We start from the raw sequence: 21,072 nt of genomic DNA, 5'->3' as shown, positions 1-21,072 counted from the left end.
ACACACACTATTGAACTGTTGCTTTTACTTGAGGAATGTCTGCAACAGTTGTTGAAACAGCATCTACAGGTTTTCCTCTTGCCCAACTAAAACGCTTAACAATTGGAGATGATCCTGTTACACGCACTTCCATATATTGAGGCGAGAAACCTTTAGGCATAGTCCAACGTCCAGTTAAACGCTGAAAATCTTCAAAATCAAAACGGGTACTTTCCATAGGTACCACAAGAACTTCAGAACCTTGGATTAAACGTAGTTCTACATTACCTGATGCTTTAGTTCTAGATGGACTAACTTGTATTAAATCAATTTGATATTCATAGGCATTATCAACAAGTGGCTTAACTCCTAAGTTTTGAACTGTCAAACTTAAGCCACCACGTTGTCTAAGTACTTCCCGATAAATTGTAAGCATACTATCGGTTTGTGTTTTATCTGCTTTGGCTTGTGTCACCTGTGCAAATAAATCATTTGAATTACTAATAGCAACATCACGCTCTTGAACAGCAGCGTTTAAAGATTTGTTGAGCGTTTCTAATCGATTTTTTTGTACACCAACAACTTCTACAAGTTGCTGTGCATCGGCATCATAACCAGCGACCGTTAAACCTTGACGATGTCCAACACTATAGCCTAACAAGCCACTACCTAAAATCAAAACTGCTGCACCAACTACAAGTGGCATATTGCCTTGTAAATGTAGCTTTTTCGACTTTATTTGTTTTTCTTCAGCATTAGATTCAATGTTGCTCATCGTCATCTCTTCTTCAATATTTTTCAAAACACAGATTTAATTCGAAAACATTCTCTCTGTGTAGTTGAAAAGCGTTACTTATGGTAATAACCCAATCACATCTAACCCTGCATTTTCAGCAAAATTAAACATCAAATTCATATTTTGAACTGCTTGACCCGCAGCGCCTTTCACTAAGTTATCTTGTACAACCAAAATCACTAATTTTTGCGGCTGAGGTTTATATAGTGCAATACGTAATTGATTTGCACCACGTACAGAACGAGTTTCAGGCGAACTTCCTGCAGGCATTACATCTACGAATTGTTCATTCGCATAGAATTGCTCATAAATACTTTGTAAATCTGCTGTTTGACCCGCTTCTGTTAAATCAATATAAATTGTACTAAACATGCCACGAATCATCGGAACTAAGTGTGGTACAAACAAAATATGATCAAACACGCCTTTTTGACCCGAAATATTTTCTAGTGCTTCTACAATTTCAGGATGATGACGATGCCCTGCAACACCATAGGCTTTAAAGTTATCTGCATTCTCAGAGTAAATCATGCCTAAGCTTGCTTTACGCCCTGCACCAGATACACCAGATTTTGCATCGATAATAATACTTTCTGGTTTCACTAATGCTTCAACAGCTTTCAATACAGGCGCTAAACCTAATTGAACTGTTGTTGGATAACAGCCAGGGTTACCAATCACGCTCGCTTGCTTAATTTTTTCACGATTTAATTCAGACAAACCGTATGCCGAAGCTTTTAATACATCTGGGCAAGCATGTTCTAAGCCATACCATTTTTCAAATTGAGCCAAATCTTGCAATCTAAAATCTGCAGCAAGGTCAACAACCTTAGTATTTGCAGCTACAAGCTCGGCAGCATGTTTCATTGCGACACCATGAGGCGTTGCAAAGAATACAACATCACATTTCTTTAATTCTTGAATGTCTAAATCTGAATATTTAAGATCTGTTTGCCCACGTAAACTTGGGAACATATCATCTACACGACGACCAGCTTCAGTTCGAGAAGTTAAAACAGTGACTTGCACATTTGGATGACGCAATAAAAGACGTAATAATTCAACGCCTGTATAACCTGTTCCACCAACAATCCCGACAGAAATCACGCTAGTTACCTCAATTTAAAAAATTTATTGATATATTCCTTGCTTAGTATGGCAGGGTTTAAAAACTTTCTGAACAATTTTGATCGAGTTTGTTGATTTTTTAACTTCTTTATTTAGTCTACTCATTATTTTCACTTAAGTAGTCATAAAAACATTGCATCTAAAATAATAAATTTGTGTATATTTATTTAAGTTTATCTATATGATAGCGAATACATAGCGGAAAAAGTCGCATGTTGAAAAATGCGTGTTTTAACTATAAATTTACTTAGTCAAAACACAAATAGATCAAGTGATTTTTTTAAATCCACTGCTACTTTAAACAAGGTCAAAAAAGTGCGGAAAACAACGATAAAGTCAAAACATGATCTTACAGACCTAAAGAAGCCTGTAGCGACAGCACATTCCCTAATTTCAAAACAAAATAAAACACTATTAAATCAAATTCCAAATTTTGCTTTCATACTACGTTCAGACAACATTTATATTAATAAAGATTTTCAGCATTATCTCAATCCATCTAAAACCAACTTACAATTACAAGATATTTTCGATGCAATTCACCATAAAGATTTAGAGAACTTTAAAGAATTATTAAATCTTGAAACGACTAACCCACATAATGTGCAACATCCTTTTAGAATTAAAAATAGTAACAACGAGTACCATTGGTTTCTTGCCTTTGCTAAACCAAACATTCATGCGCTAAAAACAGTCGAATGGTTTGTAAGTCTTATTAATGTACAAAAACACTATCAAGCGCATAAAAATGTTCTAACCCAATTGCAAACTCAAGAAGAAATAAACCATCAAGTTAAAAATGCCTTATGCATATCCAATGAAACTGATGAACTAACAGGTTTACTCAACCGTTATGGATTAAAAAATACCGTACAAAATCTATTAAAATCGGATAAAAAATATAGACATATTGGTGTATTTATCATTGGTTTAGATCATTTTAAGAATATTAATGATACGCAAGGCTATACCGCTGGAGATTTTGTTCTTAAACATCTCGCCAAAAGACTACAAAAAGAATTCTCAAGTTCAAGTTTAATTGCTCGACTTGGAAGCGATGAATTTGCTGTCGTTTATTACGATATACAGAGTATTGATGATATCAATGCAATAAGCCAAAGAATCCTAGATCTCACCCATAAGCCATTTGAATATCATGGAAAGCTATTAAATAGCAGTATGAGTGTAGGTTGTTCTTTATATCCTCAAGATGCTGACAATTTTTCTAACTTATTACAATGCGCTGATACCGCCTTAAAGAATTTAAAAATACGTGGTCGTGGTGGCATTCAATATTTCAATGAAAATATGTTTAATGAGCCTCGAAATAAAGCAATTCAAATAGAAACAGCACGGCGTATTCTGCGTGAAAAATCCATTACACCGTATTATCAAGTCAAAGTTGACCTTTCAACATTAGAAATTATCGGTTTAGAAGCACTACTTAGATGGATCTGCCCTCAATCCAATACTGTCTTTACCCCTGAAACCATTACTGAAGCTTTTGATGACTTTGAACTTTCCACTAAAATTAGTGCAGATATGCAAAGTAAAATTTTTGCAGATATCAAAACTTGGCAATCAAAAGGTAAAAAAATAATCCCTGTTGCAATTAATGCTTCACCTGTTGAGTTTTTCCGTGATAACTACGCAGAAATCTTATTACAGCGTATACACGATGCTGGTATTTCACCCCAACATATAGAAATAGAAATTACAGAACATTTATTTGCCGATCACGGCGTAGATTATGTAACACGTGCTTTAAATAAACTTCATGATGCTGGCATTAAAATTTCGCTCGATGATTTTGGTACAGGACATTCATCTTTAACACATCTAAGAGATTTACCTGTTAACTGTATAAAAATCGACTATAGCTTTATTGAGAAAATAACCGAAGAACACTCTAGTGCTGCTATTGTGGAGGGCATTATCAAATTAGGACATTTGCTAAACATGAATGTCATTGCCGAAGGTATTGAAAACCAAGAGCAACTCAATATACTTAAAAAAATGGGTTGCCCACAAGGACAAGGCTTTTTATTTAAAGATGCTATTACACAAAGTGAAGTTCAAAAATTACTTGAAGCTCAATCATAAGCTTGGATTAATTTTATAAAGCTATAGCCGATATTTTTAAGTTACAGTCCACCACCACGGCGTAGCTACAGTCTTCAATTGCTTTTGATTTATTTGATACACGTGATCATGCTGATGAACCAACTGCCAAAACTGTGCGCTATGGTTAAAATGAACAGTATGCACTAACTCATGCACACAAACATATCTTACAACGGCTGTTGGATATAACACCAAAGCACTATTTAGCATAATCTTTTGTTGAGCAGAACAACTTCCCCAACGTGTTTTAGGTTGTCGAATACTACATTCTGTATATTTTAGACCGATTTCTCGACTTACCTCATTTAAATACATCGGCAAGTGTTCTTTTGCATATTCCACAACAAAAGCTTTTAAATATTTTTCAGGTGTGCGATCACTTACTTTTAAAATCAAATTTTCAGCATCAAAAACAAAATTATTTTTCTGTGTTAAATATTCAATACAAATAGGCTGAGATAAATTAAACAACTGAATTTCTATTGGTAATGTTCTATCAATTTCTACAATTTTATTTTGCTGTGCTTGCCATGTATTAATCAGCCATGTTTCAGACTGATCTATAAAGTTTTGAATTTGTCGTTTTGTACAAAATATTGGGGCTGTTAAACGTATACGTGTTGGCTCTACACGAAGTCTTAAACGTGTAGATCGAATATTTCGAGTAATTTGAATTTCAGGTAAATCACTTAAAGTCATTTTTATTCTTTTCTAATTTGAAATCCCCCTAAACCTGTAAAGTCCCTCTTAATAAAGATGGATTTAGGGAGATTATCTCTTCAAGAAGTTACTTAAAGTCTCCCTTCTTGCGCTTGTTTTAAAGCAGTGCTTTAAAACTACGCTCAGGGAGATTTAGAGGGATTTTTGCTTAAAAAATTTATTAAACCGCAGTACGTTCTTCAATACCGTTATCAGTTGCTACAACAGCAACATCAGCTTTGTTTAATGCAAAGATACCGTTACATACAACACCTGGAATATCATTCAAGGTTTTTTCTAACTCAAGTGCATTTAAGATATTTAGGTTATAAACATCTAAAATTACATTGCCATTATCTGTTACAACACCTTCGCGATATACAGGATCACCACCTAAAGCAACGATTTTACGTGCTACAGCAGAACGTGCCATAGGAATAACTTCTACAGGAAGTGGGAATTCACGGCTTAATTGTTCCACCCATTTAGAATCATCTACAATGCAAACGAATTTTTTTGCAATAGATGCCACAATTTTTTCACGTGTAAGCGCAGCACCGCCACCTTTAATCATGTGCATGTGACGATCAATTTCATCCGCACCATCAACATAAGCATCTAAACCACCTACGCTGTTCATATCTACAACTTCGATACCTAATTTTTTAAGACGTTCCGCAGTCGCTTCTGAACTTGCAACAGCTGCTTCCAATTGAAGCTCAGGTAAAAGCTCAATTAAGAAATTTACAGTACTACCTGTACCAACGCCTAAAATGCCCCCTTTTGGTAAGTGTTTTAAAGCAGCTTTTGCTGCTGCTTGCTTCTTCTCATCTTGGGTTGCATATAGACTCATGACATTACTCAACTATTTTTCACATTTGTTGCTGATTTTACAGCCCAAATGTATGGGGTTTTGTTACAATAAGCACCTATTTTAAACTGTTAGATGGAAAATTAACATGCTGTCTCGTTTGGTTCGACAAATATTACAAGCAACCGTATACGATGTTGCAATCGAAACCCCACTCGAAGCAGCGCCACGAATTAGTGAAAAACTAAAAAACAACATTCGCTTCAAACGCGAAGACTTACAACCTGTCTTTTCCTTCAAACTACGCGGTGCTTATAACCGTATTAGTCAATTACCGAAATCTCAGTTGGAACGTGGCGTTATTACTGCTTCAGCAGGTAACCATGCTCAAGGTGTGGCATTATCTGGTCAAAAGCTCGGTATTCGCGCCATTATTGTTATGCCAAAAACAACACCAGACATTAAAGTTCAAGCGGTTAAACGCTTAGGCGGTGAAGTTGTATTGCATGGTGATTCTTTTGATGTAGCCAATAAATATGCAATTGCTCGTGCCCAAGAAGACGGTATGACTTTTATTCCCCCTTATGACGATGAACTTGTTATGGCGGGACAAGGTACAATTGGTAATGAAATTTTACGTCAATGGCGTGATGTCGACTATGTATTTGTGGCTGTTGGCGGTGGCGGTCTAATTGCGGGTGTTGCGGCGTACTTAGGTGATGTTGCACCACATGTTAAAGTTATTCCTGTTGAATATGACGAATCTGCGTGTCTGAAAGCTGCACTTGAAACAAATGAACGCGTAATCCTTCCTACAGTTGGTTTATTTGCTGATGGTACGGCTGTTGCACAAATTGGTGAAAAACCATTTGATGTGATTCGCCTACAAAAATCTGATAACTCAGGACCAATTGTTGAACCTAATGTTGTATTGGTCAATACAGATGAAATTTGTGCTGCCATTAAAGATACTTATGATGAATGTCGCAGTATTGTTGAACCATCTGGTGCAATGGCATTGGCAGGTATTAAAAAATACGTGGCTGAACATGGTCTAGAAGATAAAAACATGGTGTCGATTGTTTGTGGTGCAAACATGAACTTTGACCGCCTACGTTATATTGCAGAACGCACAGAACTTGGCGAACGTAAAGAAGCTATTTTTGCAGTGACTATTCCAGAAGAAAAAGGTTCATTCCTTAACTTCTGTCGTGCACTACAAGGTCGTAACATTACAGAATTTAACTACCGTGCAAGTCATGCTTCTGCGGCACAAGTTTTTGTTGGTATTAGCCTTAAAGCTGGCGAAAAAGAACGCCAAGATATTTTTGAAGCATTAAAAATTCAATTTGATGTAGACGATTTATCTGATGATGAAGTTGCAAAACTACATATTCGTTACTTAATTGGCGGTCATGCCGATATTGAGAATGAGCGTTTATTCCGTGTTGAATTCCCTGAACGCCCAGGTGCATTACTCACTTTCTTAGAACGTCTTGGGCCAACTCACAATATTACGCTTTTCCATTACCGTAACCATGGTGCTGCCGAAGGTCGTGTATTGGTTGGTTTAGAAGCTGAAGATGCGCAACAAAACCCAGATGGTTTAATTGAAACATTAGAAAGTATTACTTATCCATACGAAGAAATTACCAATAACTTAGGTTATCAACGTTTCTTGAAATAAGTTTTCTAGCTTTAAATAAAGAAGCCTCTATATAGAGGCTTCTTTATCATCGATATACAATTTATTAGAAAGCATATTTTAGATGTAACAATGCGCTTCCACCGTCTCTCTTACCAAAATAACCACTCGCTTTCAAATCCATACTAAAATTTTTAAACATTTCAGGATCATATCGAATACCTAATGTAACTATCCCTGTACTACCTTTAACACTTGGTTCCGCGATATTATATGTGCCTAGTGCGGTTCCTTTTGCAGTACCATCAAATTCATATTCATATCCTAAACCAGCAAGTAATTGAATATCTTTATTCCACTGATAATTATTTTCGCCAGTTAATCTAACTCGATGTGAGTTGAGTTTATTAAACTCCACTTGCTCACCTGCAATTTCAATATCATGCCCCTCAATTCCAGACCATAGATATTTCAAATTAACATCTAAATCATTATTTTCATTTAATTGATACCCATATCCACCTGTCAAATGTACGCTGTAATAATTACCACTTACTTCATATTCTGCTCTTTGTTTTGTGTCTGAATGAATGATGTCATCAGAAACATAATTTGTTTTTAACTTACCACCACGTACAGAACCATCTAAATACCAATTATTAATAAAATCATAATGACCATACACACCAAGCCCGTTAAATCTATTATGACCTCTACCATGTACGTTTTTAACATCCTCAAAGTCATTAAACGTTTTATAGCTATCCCAGCCATTTTCCATAAACAATCCGCCAGTTAATTGGCTATTTTGATAACTCACACCAGTGGTAACAGAACCACCATCCGACTTAATGTAGGAGCCAGTATTATAGTGAGTGCGATTTCCATTAAAAATTATAAATGGAACCAAACCCCGTTGATTATTTTGTTCGCCGATCGCCTTGAGCATATTATCGGCAATATTGTCAGCGTTCCTTGTAAGTAACATTAAGCCTGATAGATTTCCTTCCAATAAGGATTTAAGTTGAGGGTTTGTCTCTGGCCCCACATCATCAGGACCACCTTCTACCAACGCAATTACCTGATTATTTCTAATAAAAGTATCAACATCATAAACTAAGGAAACACCTTGCTGTGCAACACCTCTTGTAGTAGAACCTTGGCCATTACCAACCAAATTTTTTGTTGCATTCATTAAAATAAATTCACTATGATTCTTCACAAGCGATCCAGCTGATATATATGAAACAGAAATATCAGATTTTAAATTTGCTTGCGGTGTACTCATATTTGAAGCATGGCTTCCTAAAACAATAGTTTCAGCAGTAATCAAAGACGTCGGTAAATTTGCAAAATCAGGTCTAATTGTAAAATCATATGTTTGGAAATTTGCCACCTCCTTAATGGAAATAGGCGTTTTATTCGCATAAATTAAAGTATTACCTGTAAAAACATCAAAACTTGCAGGTTTTGTTGTGCTATCACTATAATGTAAATAGCCGCCATAAAGTGTGCTGTTAGGGTTAGTAAAAGTATGACTTCCTTCAATGCTAATTGTATTTTTTGTAGCATTGACATTTGTTTGTCTTAAATCAATATAACTATCAGCAGTATTCGGTGCCGAATTTGTGTATATGGTTGGTGTTATCAATGTTCCATCGTTCTTTTTTACCAAGCCATAATCAATATTAAAATTGATATAGCCAGTATTGATACTGCCATCAATTGTAGAAGTACCACTTAAATTTATTTTATTATCTGTTGCATAAATATTTAAACCACTCGCGTTAATTCTTAACTGTGCGTTACTTATCTCGGTATCACCATTAACGATATATTTACCACCAATTGTCTCGCCAACCGATAAATTAAAATCTGCATAACCGGACATTATATTATTAAGTTTGTTATTATTTCCTTTAACTGTAATGGTATTATTCTTTTGAACTAATGTATTCCCATTGACATTTATCGTTGAAGTCGCATGAGCCCTATCGTCTGTCTGAAGTGTAGATGTTGATTCAGAACCAATCGCATCTCCAGCTTTTATATCAAACGTACTATAACCTGCAACTATATCGTTTAAGACATTATTATCCCCAGCAATTTCCACCGAATTATAGTTAGCATTTAACTTATTTTTTTCTAAATTACTGAAATATTCTACATAAGAATATGCGGAACCATGAGAATTTGATGTATTTGCAATCATATTGCCATTATGTACGCTTATCGTATTATGTCCGACTTTAATATTGCCTGCGTTATTATCATTTCCTGTAATTGTGAGCTTATTTTCATTTGAATCTAATACACTTGATGTCACAAAGTTAGAACTACTCACTGAGGAATTAGCAGCTACTGAGATAAAAATATTCGTCGACTCTGAAGTACCCGCTTTAAGATTTCCACTCTCTATAAGAATCGTATTTGCCCCTGCATTAATATCTAAAAACTTGTTATTACTCCCACTTACATTCATTTCATTCTTATTCGTATACAGCTTATTTGTTCTCACGTTTGATTGAGCATTTACATAAGCTTTTGCGTTACCTGGATCTACCGAGGTACCACCTGTAATATCCCCTAATTTCACACCAATGATATTGTTACCAATATTCACGTTTTCTGTTTGATGCTGATCACCACTCACCACAACTTTATTCGTATTTGTTTGCATTGTATTTGTATTAATAGTATCTATTTGAATCACTGTAGCATTCGCATAAACACCATTAATAACATCACCATTATCAATATTAAACTGTGTGGTTCCTGAATTAATTGTGCCTGCTACATTAATTGCATTTTTATTTGAAATACTGACTGTATTATTACTTGTAGACAATGATTTATTATTTTGTGTAGATAAAAAGGTTTTTCCAGAACAATCACTCACAGGATTTGTTACACAATTTACAGATGGTGACTTTTTAGTTGAATGCAACAATCCAGCATATATATCTCCAATTTGACTACCTTTATCTAACGTAATCACATTACCATTGACCTGAGTACCACTATCAATTGTTGAATATCCAGCTAAAATAAAATTATTTGCAAGTGCTGTTGGAGCATAATCCACAACAACAGGTGCACTATTACTCAACTCAACCATTCCTTTAACAGTATCACTTCCAATTAATATATTAAAATTCCCACCAACATCAGTACTAGACTTCGAATGTGCTAATGTTCCGTCATAAGTAACTGCTAATGACTCTTGACTGATAAGGGATGTCGTTGAAAATAGAATAGCAAAAGATAAAACAGTTTTCTGTAAATCAAATATAAAATCATGCTCTGAACGCTCTCCAATTACTCTATTTTTAGCCTTGTCTAATATCACAACAAAGTTGCCATTTTTCGTATCAAAAACAATTTTAAATTTATTATTCATACAATCACCATTTAGTTTTCGGAGTAATGGAAGTATTTTTTGTTTTTTTCAATATTAAACATATATTTGATGATATTGATTATTTTTTGTAAAAAATTTGTGATCATTTTGTAATTTTTATTAACAATTAAATATTTTTTACTTAGTACAGCTCTTAGTGCCTTTACCAGTAATACAGTTTTCAAATAAATAAGCCCTCCCCCTTAAGACTGATTCTTAATGAGTTTGTATTCATGAAAAAACTATGAGAAGGTAGTATTTAAATTTGGTTTAATTTAAATCATAAGTAACATTACTTATTTTTAGTGTTTAATTTCCAGTAATTTCGACTATTGATGTTTTAATCATTCTATTTTGAATTAATGAAGAAAGAAAAAATAAGATAAGTAAAACAATCGTCCCAATAAGCGGCTTATCCCAACTATTAGAAATAAGAATGTATCTGTACACAACACCATAAATAAGAATTGCAAAAGCAAAAAGTAAAATGGATTTGCAGAATACTTCTATATCGAATTTTATCTCCACAGCATTTTTAGTAAAAATCTTAGTTATCAAGCCTAAAATGCAACCTGCTATTACACTTACAACAAAAAAGACACTTAAAGAACCAAATGCTGGAGATTTATATTCAATCCACCTTAAAATTGAGAAAAATACAAAAAATGGTAAGCCCCAGCCTAAACCACCATACAAAAATACTTCTTTAAATTTTTTATTTATATTCATTTTATAAAACTCATTACAAACCCAATAACAAGAAAGAAAAATCCTATTCTCCCTAAAACATGAGCAAATACACCAATACCTGTTACTTCAATTTTTTCAGGTTCAGGCACGATTAAAGATTTTAAAGTTACTTTCTTTTTAAGTTGATCAGTTGTCATAAGAACACCATATTCAATGGCGATAAGTAGCAATCCTATTTTCGTGAGATAACCGTCAACTTCTATATCCCCCGAAGAAATACTCGAATAAATAGTGAATAATAAAAAAGCTGCCATACCAAAACAGAAAAACTTAAAATACCGCTCAAGCTTCAAAACAGAATCCTAAAAATAGACTTACTTAATATGTTGATGTAATAAAAAACTTCTTATAAGAGTCAATTGACTACCTTTTTCTTTTTTTTAATTGCCATCTCGTTAAGCTTATTGCAACAACTATGCTTGGTGCCGTTAACATTAATAAATCATTAATTACTCCATTAAAAATCACACCTAATAATTGATCTAAGCCTATAGCATAAATAGCTATTGAATATGCAATACACAATAAAATTATAAAAGAAAAAATAAACCATTTTAGAAATATTCTATACATACCAATTATTGTAATTAAGAGCTACTACTCATAATAACACAGAGCAAATTTCAATTTTCTATAGATAGAAAGTTCACATGAGAACGCCCCATTGCATCGACCTTTGTAACCAAAATTACATTTCGTTTCACAAACAACATATAAGCGCCACTCAATTATTACAGAGCGTAATTTTAAATTTGTGCTTGAATCAGCGACTTGCAAAAAATGCATAAAAATTCATCTTGGATAGATGATTCTTTTAGGACTGACAAAGGATGGCAAAATGATGAGCCAACTGAATCCCACATTAGTAACATTCATGTTCTATATCGTGGCTATGATTGGTATTGGGCTATATGCCTACAAAGCCACAACAAATTTTGATGATTATATTCTCGGTGGACGAAGCCTTGGTAGCGTAGTAACTGCATTGTCTGCTGGTGCATCCGACATGAGCGGATGGCTATTGATGGGCTTACCTGGTGCAATCTATCTTTCAGGTTTGTCTGAAGCATGGATTGCAATTGGTTTGGTTATTGGTGCTTGGCTCAACTGGCTACTTGTTGCTGGACGTCTACGTACACATACAGAAGTTCAAAATAATGCCTTAACACTCCCAGACTATTTCACTAGTCGTTTTGGCGATACAAAAAAAGTTTTACGCTTAATTTCTGCTGTCGTTATTCTTATTTTCTTCGCGATTTACTGTGCTTCAGGCATGGTTGCAGGCGCGCGATTATTTGAAAGCCTCTTTGGTTGGGACTACACCACTGCATTATGGATTGGCGCGATCGCAACAATCAGCTATGTATGTATTGGTGGCTTCCTTGCAATTAGTTGGACTGATACATTCCAAGCAGGTTTAATGATTTTTGCATTATTACTTGCACCTATCGTAACTTATCTTGCAATTGGCGATCATGCACAAAGTGTGACTGTACTTATTGAAAATGCACGTCCACACGCAAACAGCTTAATTGGCGATTTGAGTGTTGTTGCAATTTTATCGTCAATGGCATGGGGCTTAGGCTACTTTGGTCAACCACACATTCTAGTACGTTTCATGGCTGCGGATTCTGTAAAAGTAATTCCTGCTGCACGTCGTATTGGTATGACTTGGATGATTCTTTGCTTAGGCGGTGCTGTAGCCGTTGGTTATATCGGTATTGCATATTTCCATGCAAATCCACAATTCGGTGCTGTAGTTGATGCAAACCCTGAAATTGTGTTCATGGAAGTCACAAAAGTATTATTTAATCCATGGGTCGCAGGTGTAATTTTAGCTGCAATTCTTGCTGCTGTAATGAGTACGTTAAGCTGTCAGTTATTAGTATGTTCTACAACTTTAACTGAAGATTTGTACAAAGGATTTTTCCGCAAAAATGCTTCTCAAAACGAATTAGTTTGGATTGGTCGTTTAATGGTAATCCTCATTGCAATTGTTGCAATTTGCCTAGGTATGAACCCTGACAGTAAAGTTTTAGGCTTAGTTGCTTACGCTTGGGCTGGCTTCGGTGCTGCTTTTGGTCCACTTATTATTCTTTCATTGTTCTGGAAACGTATGACATTGAATGGCGCAATTATGGGGATGATTGTAGGTGCTGTAACTGTAATTGTATGGAAAACTTACTTTGCCGATACAGGTTTATACGAAATTGTTCCTGGCTTTATTCTTTCTACGCTTTCAATTGTTGTTGTAAGTTTAATGGGCAAAGCACCGTCTAAAGACGTTGAAGATCGTTTTGACCGCGCTGAAGCACTTTATGCTCAAGCAATGGAAGAAATGAAACACGATAAGAAATAATATTATTTCTTTACAGTTAGTATGATTAAGGGGCATATAGCCCCTTAATCATTTTAAACATTATCAGTACTACATTTATTAAACAGCAGGTTTAACTGGCATTTTAAGCTTAATTTGGCTCGATTCCTTAATCACTTCCATAACAGGATAACTACGTGTTTCTTTTACACCAGGTAACTGCCACAAAATCTGTCCTGAAATTTTTCTAAACTCTTCCATATTTGAACATCGAATTTTCACAACAAAATCAAATCCACCGCTAATCATGTGGCATTCGACAATTTCTGGACAATGCACCACAGCTTCGGAAAACTCATCCAATACATTTGGTGTGGTTTTATCGAGTAATATTTCGACAAAAACAACAAAACTACAATTTAATTTATCTGGATTTAATCGTGCTCCATAGCCTAAAATATAACCTTCCTTGCTCAACTTCTGCACACGTGCTAAAGCTGCGGTTGGTGATAAGTTAACAGCCTCAGCAAGTTTAATATTTGAAATTTTTCCATCGTTCTGCAGAATATCTAAAATTCTAATATCTATACGATCGAGGGTTGTTACATGATTGGTCATCAGAATTATTCTCTAAAAAACAGAAAAATTATAGTGAGTTGTTCATCAAATTTTCTGTAATCATAAATTATATCTGGTTTTTTACCTATTAATTTTTGTAGTCACAGGATGCTGACATGAATATCACTGAAAACGAATTTCAAATTGATGATTCAAAACCTCATTTAGAATATATCTCCCAATTTCGTGAAAAAAATGAGTATGAAGAAAAAATTAATGCGGCATGGCGCATTGATGAAAGTGAGTGTGTAGAAAATTTACTTGCTCACAGCGAACTTTCAGATGAACTTAATGGCAACATTCAAGATTTAGCATTCCAACTTGCACATGCTTTACGTGAACGTAAAGGCTCAAGTGGTAAAGCTGGTATTGTTCAAGGTCTACTTCAAGAATTCTCTCTTTCTTCTCAAGAAGGCATTGCATTAATGTGCCTTGCAGAAGCATTGTTACGTATTCCAGATACAGCAACTCGTGACTTACTTATCCGTGATAAAATTAATCAAGGTAGTTGGAAAGATCATTTAGGTAATAGTAACCTAATGTTCGTAAACGCTGCTGCTTGGGGCTTAATGCTTACAGGCAAGTTAATGGAAACACCAAAGCAAAAAAGCTTAAGCACCGTATTAACAGGTCTTCTTGCACGTTCTAGCCGTGGCATTATTCGCAAAGCTGTAGACGTTGCTATGCGTATGATGGGTGAACAGTTCGTTACAGGCGAAACCATTGGTGAAGCACTACAAAATGCTGAATCACTAGAAGCAAAAGGTTTCCGTTATTCATACGACATGCTTGGTGAAGCTGCATTAACAGATCATGATGCAGAACGTTATTACCAAGACTACACCAATGCAATTCATGCAATTGGTAAAGCTGCTGCCGATAAAGATGTTTACGATGGTGCAGGTATCTCAATTAAGCTTTCTGCTTTACACCCTCGCTATGTACGTGCGCAAATTGACCGTGTACATGATGAGCTTTACAGTAAAGTTTACAACCTTGCATTACTTGCAAAACAATACAACATCGGTTTAAACATCGATGCTGAAGAAACAGACCGTTTAGAAATTTCTTTAGAGTTATTAGAACGTCTTTGCTTCGAACCAAAACTAAAAGATTGGAAAGGCATTGGTTTTGTTATCCAAGCTTACCAAAAGCGTTGTTTCTACGTGGTTGATTATATTATTGACCTTGCAAAACGTAGTGAAAAACGCTTAATGATTCGTTTGGTAAAAGGTGCATACTGGGACAGCGAAATTAAAAAAGCGCAAATTGAAGGTATGACGGACTACCCTGTATTTACTCGTAAAGTACATACAGACTTATCTTATATTGCTTGTGCACGTAAACTACTTGCAGCACCTGAACAAGTTTACCCGCAATTCGCAACACACAACGCACAGTCTTTAGCAACCATCTACCAAATGGCAGATCCTGCTAAATACTACCCAGGTCAATACGAATTCCAATGTTTACATGGCATGGGTGAACCACTTTACGAACAAGTTGTTGGTCCTAAATCTGAAAATAAATTAGGCGTACCTTGCCGTATTTATGCACCTGTAGGTAACCACGAAACTTTATTGGCTTACTTAGTACGCCGTTTACTTGAAAATGGTGCAAATACATCATTCGTAAATCGCATTGCAGATAAAAACCTTAAAGTTGAAGACTTAATTGAAAACCCACGTTTAACAATTAATGCTGCTGCAAATAAAGAAGGTAAAGTAGGTCAAAAACATCTTAGCATTCCATTCCCTAAAGATTTATACGGCTTTAACCGCAAAAATTCTGATGGTATAGACCTTGCGAACGATAAAGATCTACTTGCATTAAATGCAACAGCAACAAAACTGATCTCTCACCAATGGACTTCTCTACCTTTAGGGAAAGAAATTCCTGCGGATACAACAGTTGAAGCTATTACCATTATCAACCCTGCAAATCATAAAGATGTTGTAGGTCATGTATTTGAAGCGACTTCTGAACAAGTTGATGCTGCTTTAAATACTGCTGCAAATGCACAAAACGATTGGATTAACACAGACAAAGATGTACGTGCAGGATGCTTACTTCGTGCAGCAGACATCATGGAATCTCGCTTACAAGAACTAATGGTTCTTCTTAGCCGTGAAAGTGGTAAAACTTATGCCAATGCAATTGCAGAAGTTCGTGAAGCTGTAGATTTCCTGCGTTACTATGCTTCTCAAATGGTTGATCTTGACAAAAATACTAATATTGAAGCTTTGGGCACAGTATTATGTATTAGTCCGTGGAACTTCCCGCTTGCAATTTTCTCAGGTCAAATTGCAGCAGCTCTTGTTGCAGGTAATGCCGTTATTGCAAAACCAGCTGAACAAACGCCATTAATTGCCGCTGAAGCCATTCGTATTCTTTGGTTAGCTGGTGTTCCACAATCTGTGGTTCAGCTTGTACCAGGTCGTGGTGAAACTGTTGGTTCACAACTTAGCCAAGATGACCGCATTAAAGGCATTATGTTTACGGGTTCTACAGAAGTTGCAAAAATTTTGCAAAAAACTGTAGCAAGCCGTTTAAGCAACAAAGGCACACCAATTCCTCTTATTGCGGAAACAGGTGGTCAAAATGCCATGATTGTTGACTCATCTGCTTTAACTGAACAAGTTATTTTAGATGTTGTGAACTCGGCTTATGACAGTGCTGGTCAGCGTTGTTCAGCTTTACGTATTTTGTGTGTTCAAGAAGATAATGCTGAAAGCGTAATTACAATGTTAAAAGGCGCAATGCAACAATTACGCGTAGGCAATCCAAGTTTATTAAAAACTGATATTGGTCCTGTAATTGATGCAGAGGCACAAGGTATTATCCGAAACCATATTGAAAAAATGACTGCAAAAGGTCATAAAGTTCATCAACTTATGCGTAATGCAAATAGCGATGATTTAGTAAATGGTACCTTTGTTCCGCCAACTTTAATCGAACTTCCAAACCTTAACGACTTAGAACGTGAAGTATTTGGTCCTGTTCTACACGTAATTACGTACCAATATGGGGAATTAGATCAGTTACTTGATCAAATTAATTCTAAAGGTTACGGTCTAACAATGGGTTTACACACACGTATTGATGAAACCATTCAAACTGTTATAGCAAAAGCTCAAGTGGGTAACTTATACATTAACCGTAACATTGTTGGTGCTGTTGTTGGTGTACAACCATTTGGTGGTGAAGGTTTATCTGGTACTGGTCCTAAAGCTGGTGGTCCAATTTACTTATACCGCTTAATGGAAAACTGTGACCGTAAAAAGTTAGCTACGCCATACGCAACAGGTGAAATTACACCTCTAACAGACAATACATCTGTCTTGGAACAATTCAAAACTTGGGCACAAAAAACGTTCCCACAATATACCTTGCAAATTCCACCTGCATTCTGTGTAGGCAGTAGCTATGAGTTACACGGTCCTACGGGCGAAAGTAACCAATACGTTGTTGTTCCACGTGAACGTGTATTGTCTTTAGCAACAAATGAACAAGATCAAATTCAACAGCTTCTTTCAATCTTTGCTGTTGGTAGCCATGCTGTTGTATTAGCTGATAATACTTTTGTGCTTAAACACTTGTCTAGCATGCCTAAAGCTGTAGCTGATCAAATTAAAGTTGTGAATGATATTGAAACTGGCGATTTTGAAGCTGTTTTACATCACAACAACTCTTCTGAACTTCTCGAACTTCAGAAGAAAATTGCGAGCCGTAAAGGTGCAATTGTAGGTATTACCCACCTAAACTCTGGTGACTACAACATTCCACTTGAGCGTTTTGTCATTGAGCGTGCAATTAGTATTAACACTGCTGCGGCTGGTGGTAATGCAAGCTTAATGACAATGAACTAATTATTCATTTCATATAAAAGCGAAAAGCCCATAACTTAATTGTTATGGGCTTTTTTAATGAATCTTATTTTTAGGATTTACAAATAAATCACCATTATTTTTAAATGGTTAAAATACAATATTTTCTTGAGACATTTCTTCATATTATTAATTCGGATGATCCAAATACCATTGTAAATTCGACTTTGCTTTTTCATCGCCTAATTCAGCCAATGGCTTTAGCAACATCTTTTTCTACACCTTTTCCACTAAAATACATTTCTGCTAACTGTATTTGAGCTAGACTATAATCTTGATCTGCTGATTTTATATACCATTCATAAGCCATTATATAATCTTGTGTTTTTCCTTCGCCATAGTAATAAACTTGCCCAATATTAAATTGTGCATCTCGATTATTTTGCTTAGCTGCTTGGTGAAAATATTCTAATGCCTTGTTATAATCTTGTTTAAATACTATACCTTCAGAGTAATATACACCTAACATATTTATAGAATCGGGATAGTTCAATCTAGCGGCTTTTTGAAAATATGATAAAGCTTTTTTATGTTGATTTTTTAAAAATATAATTGTTCCTAAATTGTGAATTCCTATAATATTATTCTGTTGAGACGATTTGCCATACCAAAACTCAGCTTGAGCTAAATCGACTTCTCCCCAATACCCATATTCATATCCATTACCTAAAGAATTCTGAGATTTCGCATCACCTTGTTCTGCAAGTTGTTTTAAAATTTTATATGCTTCTTTTGGCTTATCTTCATCAAATAAAACCTCTGCTTTTTTAAATAAAGTATTAACTTCCTGTTGGCTATAGCTATTTTTCAGTTTTGCGGTATTTGCAGAATTACTGCACGCCACCAAAGTACAAGTGAATAACGTGAGTACTAAAATTCTTAATATTTTATAAATTCGCACCGTAATACTTACCTATTTTTATAGTTCTTCATATTATTAATTCGGATGATCCAAGTACCATTGCAAATTCGATTTTGCTTTTTCATCCCCTAATTCAGCCAATGGCTTTATAATTTCAATAGCTTTAGCAACATCTTTTTCTACACCTTTGCCACTAAAGTACATATTAGCTAATTGCATTTGAGCTAAACTATAATCTTGATCTGCTGATTTTATATACCATTCGTATGCTTGTTTATAATCTTGCTTAACACTTTGTCCATAATAATAGGCTTGGCCAATATTAAATTGTGCTGATGCATCATTAAATTTTTCAGCCTGATAAAAATATTCTAATGCCTTGTTATAATTTTGTTGAAAAACAATTCCTTCAGAATAATATACACCTAAGATATTTAATGATTCAGGATTGTGTAATTTAGCTGCTTTTTCAAAGAAGCCTAAAGCTTGTTTATATTCTCCTGCTCTAAATTTAAACATTCCTAAATTGTGTATACTTCCTGCATAGCCTTGATCTGCTGCCTTTTCATACCATAATTTAGCTTGCTCTAAATCAACTTCTCCCCAATAACCATATTGATACCCATTACCAAACGCATTTTGCGATTGAGCATCCCCCAACTCTGCAAGTTCTTTATAAATTTTAAATGCTTCATCATATTGTTCATTATTAAATAAAGTTTGCGCTTGCTTAAATTGAGCGTATATATTTGTCTGACTTTCTTGCGTTTCTTTAATTGGCTGAGCAGAGTTTCCACATGCTGTTATACCCAAAATAAGAAAACAAAATAATACACTTTTTAAAATTTGATTAATCCACATATTCAATACCTTTACCCTGCATTTTCATCAATTTTTCATTCCTATCATATAAAAAAATAGGAATGGTATAAGAAGCATGAACACTATGCGTAATAAATACTGGTTTACCTTTTGCAATTTTATCTATTTTTTGAATACCCATATTCATATTATCTGCAACCCCCTTTCCTTTTATATCAATATCTATAGTATTCCCATTAGCATCTATATCTTGTACAGTTGCGAATGTATGCACTCTACTTATGGAATATGCACCCACATTTACAGTATTTGTTACGGTTAAACCTCTTCCTATTAAATCAGAAACATGCTTAACCTCTACATTCACAGCGGAACTTCCTATAGAAGCACTAGGGGCTGTTGACATTTCATAATGGTAACCAAATAAAGATGCAAGCTAAGGCAACAGAATTTTCATAGCTTTGCTTTAGCTTATCATAGCGTGTGGCAATGCCTCTAAAGTGCTTTAATCTAGCAAAGGCATTCTCAACTAAATGCCTGATTTTATATAAATACCAATCCATATGATCATGATTTGATAGTGTATTGGATTTCTTAGGAATATTGGCTTGAGTACCCGTATTTTCTATCTGTTCTCTCAAGGATTCAGAGTCATAACCCTTATCTGCACATAGAGTTTCTGTCTCGTTTAGGTAGAGGCTATCAACTAATTTAGGTGCCACTTTTACATCGTGGGTCGTGCCATCCTCTATTAGAAACTGAACAGGGTTCCCATGAGCATCAACAGCCAAATGAATTTTAGAACTGTTTCCACCGATACTTTTTGAAATAGCCTGATTTTTAATTCCTGTAGCATGTTGATGAGCTCTCACATGACTAGCATCAATAAATATCCACTCTAGGTCAGCATCAGATGAAATTAACTTAAATATTTTTAATAGCTTATTATCTTTCGACCATCTAGAAAATTTCTTGAATATGGAGTTTGGCTTTCCAAAAGTGGCGGGTAAATCCCGCCATGGGCAACCTGTACGGATTCTATAAAGAATAGCTTCAATAAAATTACGAAGATTTTGTTTGAGATAAATACGAAAATTACGGAAAATAGTTTCTAACTTAGACCAGTGTTGATCAGTCAACATTGTACGAGGCATAGCGAGGAGTAGATTTGGTTTGGCGATTAAATTTTACTTTCTCGCTATTTTTTTTGCACAGCAAATGTCAACAGACCCTA

The 21,072-nt window shown here is 35.1% G+C and carries 16 protein-coding genes; 4 read left to right on the top strand and 12 right to left on the bottom strand.

Annotation, left to right across the window (positions count from 1 at the left end):
- Positions 1–7 precede the first annotated feature (7 nt).
- Complete coding sequence (locus AC5YDH_RS06670; RefSeq protein WP_496117918.1) at positions 8–754, bottom strand: DUF6776 family protein; 747 nt, start codon at positions 752–754, stop codon at positions 8–10.
- A 78-nt stretch (positions 755–832) separates the two neighbouring features.
- Positions 833–1,882 carry an N-acetyl-gamma-glutamyl-phosphate reductase gene (argC, locus tag AC5YDH_RS06665; RefSeq protein WP_496117916.1) on the bottom strand — a complete coding sequence of 350 codons (1,050 nt, stop codon included), beginning with the start codon at positions 1,880–1,882 and terminating at the stop codon, positions 833–835.
- A gap of 336 nt (positions 1,883–2,218) precedes the next feature.
- Here argC and AC5YDH_RS06660 point away from each other — a divergent pair, with 336 nt between their 5' ends.
- Positions 2,219–4,006 carry a putative bifunctional diguanylate cyclase/phosphodiesterase gene (locus AC5YDH_RS06660; RefSeq protein WP_496117914.1) on the top strand — a complete coding sequence of 596 codons (1,788 nt, stop codon included), beginning with the start codon at positions 2,219–2,221 and terminating at the stop codon, positions 4,004–4,006.
- 36 nt (positions 4,007–4,042) lie between these two features.
- Here AC5YDH_RS06660 and AC5YDH_RS06655 read toward each other — a convergent pair whose 3' ends face one another.
- Together AC5YDH_RS06655 and rpiA are read right to left on the bottom strand one after the other, a co-directional pair.
- Positions 4,043–4,726 (bottom strand): M48 family metallopeptidase, encoded by a 684-nt coding sequence (locus AC5YDH_RS06655; RefSeq protein WP_496117912.1) that lies wholly within the window; start codon positions 4,724–4,726, stop codon positions 4,043–4,045.
- A gap of 181 nt (positions 4,727–4,907) precedes the next feature.
- Complete coding sequence (gene rpiA, locus AC5YDH_RS06650) at positions 4,908–5,579, bottom strand: ribose-5-phosphate isomerase RpiA (protein ID WP_496117910.1); 672 nt, start codon at positions 5,577–5,579, stop codon at positions 4,908–4,910.
- Between the two features lie 106 nt (positions 5,580–5,685).
- On the opposite strand from rpiA, the gene ilvA reads away from it, so the two are divergent.
- On the top strand, positions 5,686–7,224 hold the full coding sequence (gene ilvA, locus AC5YDH_RS06645; protein WP_496117908.1) for a threonine ammonia-lyase, biosynthetic: 1,539 nt from the start codon (positions 5,686–5,688) through the stop codon (positions 7,222–7,224).
- Positions 7,225–7,288: 64 nt separating this feature from the next.
- On the opposite strand, the gene AC5YDH_RS06640 is transcribed toward ilvA, so the two are convergent.
- From AC5YDH_RS06640 to AC5YDH_RS06630, 3 genes are all read right to left on the bottom strand, one after another.
- On the bottom strand, positions 7,289–10,582 hold the full coding sequence (locus tag AC5YDH_RS06640; RefSeq protein WP_496117907.1) for an autotransporter domain-containing protein: 3,294 nt from the start codon (positions 10,580–10,582) through the stop codon (positions 7,289–7,291).
- A gap of 309 nt (positions 10,583–10,891) precedes the next feature.
- A complete protein-coding gene (locus AC5YDH_RS06635; protein ID WP_496117905.1) occupies positions 10,892–11,311 on the bottom strand; it encodes a hypothetical protein in 420 nt (139 codons plus the stop codon).
- On the bottom strand, positions 11,308–11,625 hold the full coding sequence (locus AC5YDH_RS06630) for a hypothetical protein (RefSeq protein ID WP_496117903.1): 318 nt from the start codon (positions 11,623–11,625) through the stop codon (positions 11,308–11,310). Before AC5YDH_RS06630 ends, AC5YDH_RS06635 begins: the two co-directional genes overlap by 4 nt.
- Positions 11,626–12,173: 548 nt before the next feature.
- Here AC5YDH_RS06630 and putP point away from each other — a divergent pair.
- Positions 12,174–13,691, top strand: a complete 1,518-nt coding sequence (putP, locus tag AC5YDH_RS06625) for a sodium/proline symporter PutP (RefSeq protein WP_496118041.1) — start codon at positions 12,174–12,176, stop codon at positions 13,689–13,691.
- Positions 13,692–13,769: 78 nt separating this feature from the next.
- On the opposite strand, the gene AC5YDH_RS06620 is transcribed toward putP, so the two are convergent.
- Complete coding sequence (locus AC5YDH_RS06620; protein WP_496117901.1) at positions 13,770–14,267, bottom strand: Lrp/AsnC ligand binding domain-containing protein; 498 nt, start codon at positions 14,265–14,267, stop codon at positions 13,770–13,772.
- A gap of 116 nt (positions 14,268–14,383) precedes the next feature.
- On the opposite strand from AC5YDH_RS06620, the gene putA reads away from it, so the two are divergent.
- Positions 14,384–18,136, top strand: a complete 3,753-nt coding sequence (gene putA, locus AC5YDH_RS06615; protein ID WP_496117900.1) for a trifunctional transcriptional regulator/proline dehydrogenase/L-glutamate gamma-semialdehyde dehydrogenase — start codon at positions 14,384–14,386, stop codon at positions 18,134–18,136.
- A gap of 205 nt (positions 18,137–18,341) precedes the next feature.
- Here putA and AC5YDH_RS06610 read toward each other — a convergent pair whose 3' ends face one another.
- Genes AC5YDH_RS06610 through AC5YDH_RS06595 form a run of 4 tightly spaced genes read right to left on the bottom strand, consistent with a single transcriptional unit; the run spans position 18,342 to position 20,992 of the window.
- The gene (locus AC5YDH_RS06610) at positions 18,342–19,055 is read right to left on the bottom strand and encodes a tetratricopeptide repeat protein (protein WP_496117899.1); all 714 of its coding nucleotides are present in this window, start codon (positions 19,053–19,055) and stop codon (positions 18,342–18,344) included.
- Between the two features lie 36 nt (positions 19,056–19,091).
- On the bottom strand, positions 19,092–19,877 hold the full coding sequence (locus AC5YDH_RS06605) for a tetratricopeptide repeat protein (RefSeq protein ID WP_496117898.1): 786 nt from the start codon (positions 19,875–19,877) through the stop codon (positions 19,092–19,094).
- Entirely contained in the window at positions 19,867–20,244 is a 378-nt protein-coding gene (locus AC5YDH_RS06600; RefSeq protein WP_496117897.1) for a hypothetical protein, read from the bottom strand. Before AC5YDH_RS06600 ends, AC5YDH_RS06605 begins: the two co-directional genes overlap by 11 nt.
- A gap of 1 nt (position 20,245) precedes the next feature.
- A complete protein-coding gene (locus AC5YDH_RS06595) occupies positions 20,246–20,992 on the bottom strand; it encodes an IS5 family transposase (protein WP_496116939.1) in 747 nt (248 codons plus the stop codon).
- Positions 20,993–21,072 lie beyond the last annotated feature (80 nt).

This window comes from Acinetobacter sp. FY683 (assembly GCF_059515885.1).
This window is presented reverse-complemented; position numbering and strand designations above follow the sequence as displayed.